Below are 7997 nucleotides of genomic sequence, written 5' to 3'. Positions count from 1 at the left end.
GAGGAGGATCCCCAAGGGGCAAGTCCCGGCAGACAGACAAAAGAAGACGCATTTTATCGGCACGGCCGGGTGCCGTGGCGAGGGGGGGGTGCCCGGGCGCGGGCGCGGGCTCGGAGAGGGGGTGCTCGGGGAGGAGGGGAGCGTGCCGGTGCCGTCCGGGATCTCGTGCGTACCGCGCTGGTAGTAGGAGAACCAGGAGCGGACCGTACGCAGGTACTCCGTCGACCGGTTGTAGCTCAGCACGGCCTGGTCGAGGTCGGCGGCGAGGGCCAGATCGCGGTCGTTGGCGCAGAGGTAGCGGCCGGCGGCGAGCGCCGCGTCGTAGATGTTGTTGGGGTCCTTGCGGCCGTCGCCGTTGGCGTCCTGGCCCCAGGAGGCCCAGGTCGACGGGATGAACTGCATCGGGCCGACCGCGCGGTCGTGGACCGCGTCGCCGTCGTACGCCCCGCCGTCGGTGTCCTTGATGAGCGCGAAGCCCTGGCCGTTGAGGGCCGGGCCGAGAATGCGGGGACTGGCGGTGCCGTTGGCGTCGACGCGGCCGCCGCGGGCCTGCCCGGACTCGACCTTGCCGATCGCCGCGAGGAGTTGCCAGGGCAGCCGGCAGGTGGGGTCGGTGGTCTCGACGGTCCGCTCGGCCTGCTTGTACGCGGCGAGGATCGACGCCGGAATGCCCGCTTCCGCACTGCCGGCCGCCGGGAGGTTGCTGGACGAACCGGGCTTGTCGGGCGTGACCAGGGGCGGAAGGTCGGTGTAGTAGGGCGAGTTGCCGGTGGCTGCGCCGTCTGTCTCGCCGCTCGCGGTGTCCTCACCGGCCGCCTTCGGGTCACCGTTGCCGGCGGTTCCGTCGGCCAGGGTCGCCGCGGGCGCCTGCGAGGCCGCGAGCGCCGCCACGGCGGCCGCCGCCACCGCGGTGGTCGTGGCTCCCTTGCGCAGACGTCGGCGAATGTGCGCTGCCATACGTTCCGGTCCCTCCCCCTCGACGGCTGCCCGCGCTCCCCAGCGCGAGAACTCCAGCGACCCTACGACACCTTGTGTCGCCCGGGCACCGCGCACTGACCGCTTCTTACTGTTTTTTCACGTTCGCGGGAACACGTTGTCCTGCCGGTCACGGAAGGGTGCCCCGGCGGTCCCGCATACTTGCCGCCATGCCGTTCACGCTCAGTCATGCCGCCGCCGTGCTCCCGGCGATCCGCCGCAACGGAACGGCCCGGTGGCCGCTGTTCCCCTCGGCGCTCGTCGCCGGTTCGTTCGCCCCCGACATCACCTACTTCGCGGACACGGTGGTCCCCGGGGCGATGGAGTTCGGGTCGTTCACGCACACCTTCGCCGGGGTCGTCACGGTGAACGTGGCCATCGCCGCGGTGCTCGTCGCGGTGTGGGCGGTGCTGCGGGAGCCGCTGGTGGCGCTGTTGCCGGTACGCGTACGGGGCCGCGTCCACGCCTTCGTCCGGGGGCAGCGGTGGACGCGGGCCTCCTTCGGTCCTTCCGCCTGGCTGTGGTTCGCCGCCTCCGGTGCGCTGGGCGCGGCCACGCATGTGGTGTGGGACGCGTTCACCCACCACAGCCGGTGGGGCACGGAGCTGCTGCCGTTCCTGAACCGCAGTGTCGGCGGCTTCCCGGGGTTCCAGTTGGTGCAGTACGGGAGTTCGGCGCTGGCCCTCGTGGTCATCGGCTGGTTCGCCGCCACCGGGCTGCGGCGGACCCCGGCGGCGCCCGCGCCCGAGGAGGTGCCCGTGCTCGGCCGCCGGGAGCGGCGCGGCGCGCTCGCCCTGCTGGCCCTGTGCGTGCTGGCCGGCGTCGTCCACCGGTGCGCCCGCTGGTACGCCCACTTCGGGCGGGTGGAGAGCCCGCTCGACATCATCCCCACGGCCTGCTTCGGCGCGGGCGCGGGGCTGGCGGCCGCGCTGCTGCTGTACGGGGTGTGGATGCGGCTGCGGCGAGGGACGCGGGGACCTGGCCGCCCCGTGTCCGTACCGGAGGAGCCCCGGACACAAGCGCCGGCCGGGCGGGGGTAGCGCCAGAGAAAAAGGGGCGGGGGGGGCGGCCCCCGGGGCAAGCGGCCCCCCCCCCCCCCCCCCCCCCCCCCCCCCCCCCCCCCCCCCCCCCCCCCCCCCCCCCCCCCCCCCCCCGCCCCTCTGTCCGTAGCTCAGTGCGCGGCCGAAGCTCAGTGCGCGGCCGACTCCCAGTCCTTGCCGACGCCGACCGAGACGTCGAGCGGGGCGCGCAGCTCGACGGCGTTCGCCATCTCGTGGCGGAGGATCTCCTCCACCTGCTTCCGCTCGCCCTTCGCGATCTCCAGGACGATTTCGTCGTGGACCTGGAGCAGCATCCGCGAGGTCAGCTCCGCCTCCCGCAGCGCCTTGTCCACGCGCAGCATCGCCACCTTCACGATGTCCGCGGCGGTGCCCTGGATCGGGGCGTTGAGCGCCATCCGCTCGGCGGCCTCGCGGCGCTGGCGGTTGTCGCTGTTCAGGTCGGGGAGATAGCGGCGGCGGCCGAGGATCGTCTCCGTGTACCCGGTGGCCCTGGCCTCCTCGACGACCCGGTGGAGGTAGTCCCGTACCCCGCCGAACCGCTCGAAGTAGGTGTCCATCAGCACCCGGGCCTCGGCGGGGTCGATGTTCAGCTGCTGGGAGAGGCCGAACGCGGACAGCCCGTACGCCAGGCCGTAGGACATGGCCTTGATCTTGCGGCGCATCTCCGCGTCGACGGCGTCCTTCTCGACGCCGAAGACCTGCGAGGCGACCGTGGTGTGCAGGTCCTCGCCGGAGGTGAACGCCTCGATGAGACCGGCGTCCTCGGAGAGGTGCGCCATGACCCGCAGCTCGATCTGGCTGTAGTCCGCCGTCATCAGCGTCTCGAAGCCCTCGCCGACGACGAAGCCCCGGCGGATCGCCCGGCCCTCGTCGGTGCGGACGGGGATGTTCTGCAGGTTGGGGTCGGTGGAGGAGAGCCGGCCGGTCGCCGCGACCGTCTGGTTGAACGTGGTGTGGATCCGGCCGTCGGCGGCGATCGTCTTGATCAGGCCCTCGACGGTGACCCGCAGCTTGGCCTGCTCGCGGTGGCGCAGCATGAGGACCGGCAGCTCGTGCTCGGTCTGCGCGGCCAGCCACGCCAGCGCGTCCGCGTCCGTCGTATAGCCCGTCTTGGTCTTCTTCGTCTTCGGCAGACCCAGCTCGCCGAAGAGGATCTCCTGGAGCTGCTTGGGCGAACCGAGGTTGAACTCCCGGCCGACCGCCGCGTGCGCCTCCTTCACCGCCTGCTGCACGGTCCCGGCGAACTGCTGCTCCATCGACTCCAGATGGGCCCGGTCCGCGGCGATCCCGTGCCGCTCCAGACGGGCCAGGAGGATCGAGGTCGGCAGCTCCATGTCATGGAGCAGCTCGGTCGCGTTGACCTCCTTCAGCCGGGTCGTGAACGCGCCGCCCAGGTCGAGCACGGCACGGGCCTGCGCCATCAGGGCGTCCTGCTCGGCCCGGTCGTCCGCGCCGAAGGCCAGCTGCCCGTCGGACGCGGCGGCCGGGGCCAGCTCGCGGCCCAGATACTCCACGGCCAGCGCGTCCAGGGCGAAGGAACGACGGCCCGGCTTCACCAGATACGCGGCGAGCGCCGTGTCCATCGTGACGCCTTCGAGCTGCCAGCCGTGCTCGGGGAATACCCGCATCACGTTCTTCGCGTTGTGCAGCACCTTCGGCCGGGCCGGGTCCGCGACCCAGGCGGCGAACGCCTGCTCGTCGGCCTCCTCCAGCTGCGTCGGGTCCAGCCAGGCGGCGGCCCCGTCCGCGGCGGCGAGCGCGACCTCCGTGACCGTGCCGGCACCCAGCGACCAGGTGTCGACCGTCATGACGCCGAGTGGCTGCGCGCCGTGCGCCTCCAGCCACGGGGCGACCTCGCCCGAGCCGAGCACGGCCCCGTCCAGCTCGATACCGGCGGCGGGCGCGGGCGGCTCGGCCTCCGCCGCCCCCGGGTCGACGGCCAGCAGGCGCTCGCGCAGGCTCGGGTTGCGGATCTCCAGTATGTCCAGGACACCGGTGACCGCCGTGCGGTCGTACGGGGCACGCTCCAGCTCGGCCGGGGTCTTCGGCAGCTCCACGTCCCGGACCATCTCGGTCAGCACCCGGTTCATCTTCACCGCGTCCAGATGGTCCCGGAAGTTCTGCCCGGCCTTGCCCTTGACCTCGCCCGCCCGCTCGACCAGATCCGCGAACGAACCGAACTGGTTGATCCACTTCGCGGCCGTCTTCTCACCGACCCCGGGAATGCCCGGAAGGTTGTCGGACGGGTCGCCGCGCAGGGCGGCGAAGTCCGGATACTGCTGCGGGGTGAGCCCGTACTTCTCGACGACCTTCTCCGGGGTGAACCGGGTCAGCTCGGAGACCCCCTTCGTCGGGTAGAGCACGGTCACGTTCTCCGTGATCAGCTGGAAGGAGTCCCGGTCGCCGGTGACGATCAGCACCTCGAACCCGGCCGCCTCGGCCTGGGTCGCCAGCGTCGCGATGACGTCGTCGGCCTCGAACCCGTCCACCGCGAACCGGTCCGCGTGCATCGCGTCCAGCAGCTCGCCGATCAGCTCGACCTGCCCCTTGAACTCGTCGGGGGTCTTGGAGCGGTTCGCCTTGTACTCCGGGAACTCCTGCGCCCGCCACGTCTTGCGGGACACGTCGAACGCCACCGCGAAGTGCGTGGGCGCCTCGTCACGCAGGGTGTTCGCCAGCATCGACATGAAGCCGTACACGGCATTCGTCGGCTGCCCCACCGCCGTCGTGAAATTCTCCGCGGGCAGGGCGAAGAACGCCCGGTACGCCAGGGAGTGCCCGTCCATGAGGAGCAGGCGCGGTCGGTTGTCTGCCGTCTTCTTCGATGCCGTCTCAGCCACGCCCCCGATCCTGCCACGGCCCACTGACAATCCGGACCGAGCACGGCCTTGCGGAGGCGTGACAGGATCGATGGTGAGGACATGCACCGCCTCGCCACACGGACGAGCGCTCGAAGGGGAGCAGCAACATGGCCAGCAAGCCGCCGACCGGTGACCCGGTCCAGGACGCCCCGCAGGTCGAGCCGGCCCAGCACGCCGCCGCCGGACTGCCCGCCGTCGCCCACTCCCTGCGCATCTCCCAGCAGCAGATGGGCGTGCGCCGCACCGCGCAGACCCTCCTCAAGGTCAACCAGAAGAACGGCTTCGACTGCCCCGGCTGCGCCTGGCCCGAGGGCGACAAGCGGCACACCGCCGAATTCTGCGAGAACGGCGCGAAGGCCGTCGCCGAGGAGGCGACGCTGCGCCGCGTCACTCCCGACTTCTTCGCCGCACACCCCTTGGCCGACCTCGCGGAGCGCAGCGGCTACTGGCTCGGCCAGCAGGGCAGGATCACCCAGCCGGTGTACCTCCCCGAAGGCGCCGACCGGTACGAGGCCGTCACCTGGGAACGCGCCTTCGCGATCATCGCCGAGGAGCTGACCGCCCTCGGCTCCCCCGACGAAGCCCTCTTCTACACCTCGGGCCGCACCAGCAACGAGGCCGCGTTCCTCCTCCAGCTCTTCGCCCGCGAGTTCGGCACCAACAACCTCCCCGACTGCTCCAACATGTGCCACGAGTCGTCCGGCTCGGCACTGGGCGAGACCATCGGCATCGGCAAGGGCAGCGTCTCCCTGGAGGACATCCACCAGGCCGACCTGATCATCGTCGCCGGACAGAACCCCGGCACCAACCACCCCCGGATGCTCTCCGCCCTGGAGAAGGCCAAGCAGTCCGGAGCGAAGATCATCTCGGTGAACCCGCTCCCCGAAGCGGGCATGGAGCGGTTCAAGAACCCCCAGACCCCGCAGGGCATGATCAGGGGCACCGCCCTCAACGACCTCTTCCTCCAGATCCGCATCGGCGGCGACCAGGCCCTCTTCCGCCTCCTCAACAAGCTGATCCTGGCCACCGAGGGCGCCGTCGACACCGCCTTCGTCACCGAACACACCCACGGTTACGAAGAGTTCGCCAAGGCCGCCGAAGCAGCCGACTGGGACGAGACGCTGCGCGCCACCGGCCTCACCCGCGCCGAGATCGAACAGGCCCTCGCCCTCGTCCTCGCCTCGGAACGCACCATCGTCTGCTGGGCCATGGGCCTCACCCAGCACAAGCACTCCGTGCCCACCATCCGCGAAGTCGTCAACTTCCTCCTCCTGCGCGGCAACATCGGCCGCCCCGGCGCCGGAGTCTGCCCCGTACGCGGCCACTCCAACGTCCAGGGCGACCGCACCATGGGCATCTTCGAACGCCCCGCACCGGCCTTCCTCGACGCCCTCGACAACGAGTTCGGCATCACCTCGCCCCGCCACCACGGCATGGACGTGGTCCGCTCCATCCAGGCACTCCGCGACGGCGAGGCAAAGGTCTTCTTCGCCATGGGCGGCAACTTCGTCGCCGCCACCCCCGACACCACCGTCACCGAGGCCGCGATGCGCCGCGCCCGCCTCACCGTCCACGTCTCGACCAAGCTCAACCGCTCCCACGCCGTCACCGGCGCCCGCGCCCTGATCCTCCCGACGCTCGGCCGCACCGACAAGGACGTCCAGGCGGGCGGCAAGCAGTTCGTCACCGTCGAGGACTCCATGGGCATGGTCCACGCCTCCCGCGGCAACCTCACCCCCGCGAGCCCCCACCTGCTCTCCGAACCGGCCATCGTCGCCCGCCTCGCCCGCGCGGTCCTCGGCGCCGAATCCCGTACACCGTGGGAGGAGTTCGAGCGCGACTACGCCACCATCCGCGACCGCATCTCCCGCGTCGTCGCCGGCTTCGAGGACTTCAACACCCGCATCGCCGCCCACCCCGGCGGCTTCGCCCTCCCCCACGCCCCCCGCGACGAACGCCGCTTCCCCACCGCCACCGGCCGCGCCAACTTCACCGCCGCCCCCGTCGAATACCCCGAACTCCCCGACGGCAGGCTCCTGTTGCAAACCCTGCGCTCCCACGACCAGTACAACACCACCATCTACGGCCTCGACGACCGCTACCGCGGCATCAAGGGCGGCCGCCGCATCGTCATGGTCAACCCCGAGGACGCCGCCGCCCTCGACCTCGCCGACGGCGCGTACACCGACCTCGTCAGCGAGTGGAAGGACGGCGTGGAACGCCGCGCGGAGGGCTTCCGCATCGTCCACTACCCCACCGCCCGGGGCTGCGCCGCCGCCTACTACCCCGAGACCAACGTCCTGGTCCCCCTCGACTCCACGGCCGACACCAGCAACACCCCGGCCAGCAAGTCCGTCGTCATCCGCTTCGAGGAGCCCCGAAGCACCTCCGGCAGCGACTGAAAACCGCCACTGGCTAAGCGCGCGCTCAGCCGTCTGATAAGAACAGTGCAGACAGCAACGAGCCGGCGCAGCAGACGAACGGAGCAGGACCCATGGGCGAGCACACCGCACCCCTCTTCCCGCAGGAAGTCATCGACGAGTACGCGGCACTCGGCGTCGACCTGCCCGCCCTCTTCTCCGCCGGCCACCTCGGCGAACGCATGGGCGTCACCATCGTCGAGGCCGCCGCCGACCGCGTCGTCGGCACCATGCCCGTCGAAGGCAACACCCAGCCCTACGGGCTCCTCCACGGCGGCGCCTCCGCCGTCCTCGCCGAGACCCTCGGATCCATCGGCTCCATGCTCCACGGCGGCGCCTCCAAGATCGCCGTCGGCGTCGACCTCAACTGCACCCACCACCGCGGCGCCCGCAGCGGTCTCGTCACCGGCGTCGCCACCCCCGTACACCGCGGCCGCTCGACCGCCACGTACGAAATCGTCATCACCGACGAACAGGACAAGCGGGTCTGCACCGCACGCCTCACCTGCCTGCTGCGCGACGTCCCCAAGCCCGAAGCCGGCTGACCCCGGCACCGACCCCCGTCACAGCACGCGCCCGGCCCCCCCGCCCCCCCCCGCGGGGGGGGGGCCCCCCCCGGCCCCCCCCCAATCCGGGCCGCCCCACCCCCAAAAAAGGGTGATATAAACAAAAGCGAGCCC

5 protein-coding genes are annotated in these 7997 nt (G+C 71.5%); 3 read left to right on the top strand and 2 right to left on the bottom strand.

What is annotated here, in order from left to right; genetic code table 11:
• On the bottom strand, nt 1-957 hold a 957-nt coding region (locus JS521_RS26415), incomplete at its 3' end, for a lytic transglycosylase domain-containing protein (protein ID WP_239487856.1).
• A gap of 188 nt (nt 958-1145) precedes the next feature.
• On the opposite strand from JS521_RS26415, the gene JS521_RS26410 reads away from it, so the two are divergent.
• Nucleotides 1146-2015 carry a DUF4184 family protein gene (locus JS521_RS26410; RefSeq protein WP_205085476.1) on the top strand — a complete coding sequence of 290 codons (870 nt, stop codon included), beginning with the start codon at nt 1146-1148 and terminating at the stop codon, nt 2013-2015.
• 149 nt (nt 2016-2164) lie between these two features.
• Here the strand turns inward: JS521_RS26410 and polA are convergent, their stop codons facing one another.
• Entirely contained in the window at nt 2165-4876 is a 2712-nt protein-coding gene (polA, locus tag JS521_RS26405) for a DNA polymerase I (protein ID WP_205085475.1), read from the bottom strand.
• A gap of 128 nt (nt 4877-5004) precedes the next feature.
• Between polA and JS521_RS26400 the strand changes: the two genes are divergently transcribed.
• Together JS521_RS26400 and JS521_RS26395 are read left to right on the top strand one after the other, a co-directional pair.
• Nucleotides 5005-7299 (top strand): FdhF/YdeP family oxidoreductase, encoded by a 2295-nt coding sequence (locus JS521_RS26400; RefSeq protein WP_205085474.1) that lies wholly within the window; start codon nt 5005-5007, stop codon nt 7297-7299.
• A gap of 92 nt (nt 7300-7391) precedes the next feature.
• On the top strand, nt 7392-7862 hold the full coding sequence (locus tag JS521_RS26395) for a PaaI family thioesterase (protein WP_205085473.1): 471 nt from the start codon (nt 7392-7394) through the stop codon (nt 7860-7862).
• The last annotated feature ends 135 nt before the right edge of the window (nt 7863-7997 follow it).

Origin of the sequence: Streptomyces durocortorensis, assembly GCF_016901035.1 — a bacterium.
In the GTDB taxonomy this organism is placed as follows: Bacteria; Actinomycetota; Actinomycetes; order Streptomycetales; family Streptomycetaceae; genus Streptomyces; species Streptomyces durocortorensis.
The sequence above is the reverse complement of the archived record's forward strand: the minus strand, read 5'-3'. Positions and strand labels throughout refer to the sequence as shown.

Coding starts and splice junctions, on each gene's coding strand:
- JS521_RS26410 (WP_205085476.1), top strand. CDS start 1,146: ATGCCGTTCACGCTCAGTCATGCCGCCGCCGTGCTCCCGGCGATCCGC.
- JS521_RS26400 (WP_205085474.1), top strand. CDS start 5,005: ATGGCCAGCAAGCCGCCGACCGGTGACCCGGTCCAGGACGCCCCGCAG.
- JS521_RS26395 (WP_205085473.1), top strand. CDS start 7,392: ATGGGCGAGCACACCGCACCCCTCTTCCCGCAGGAAGTCATCGACGAG.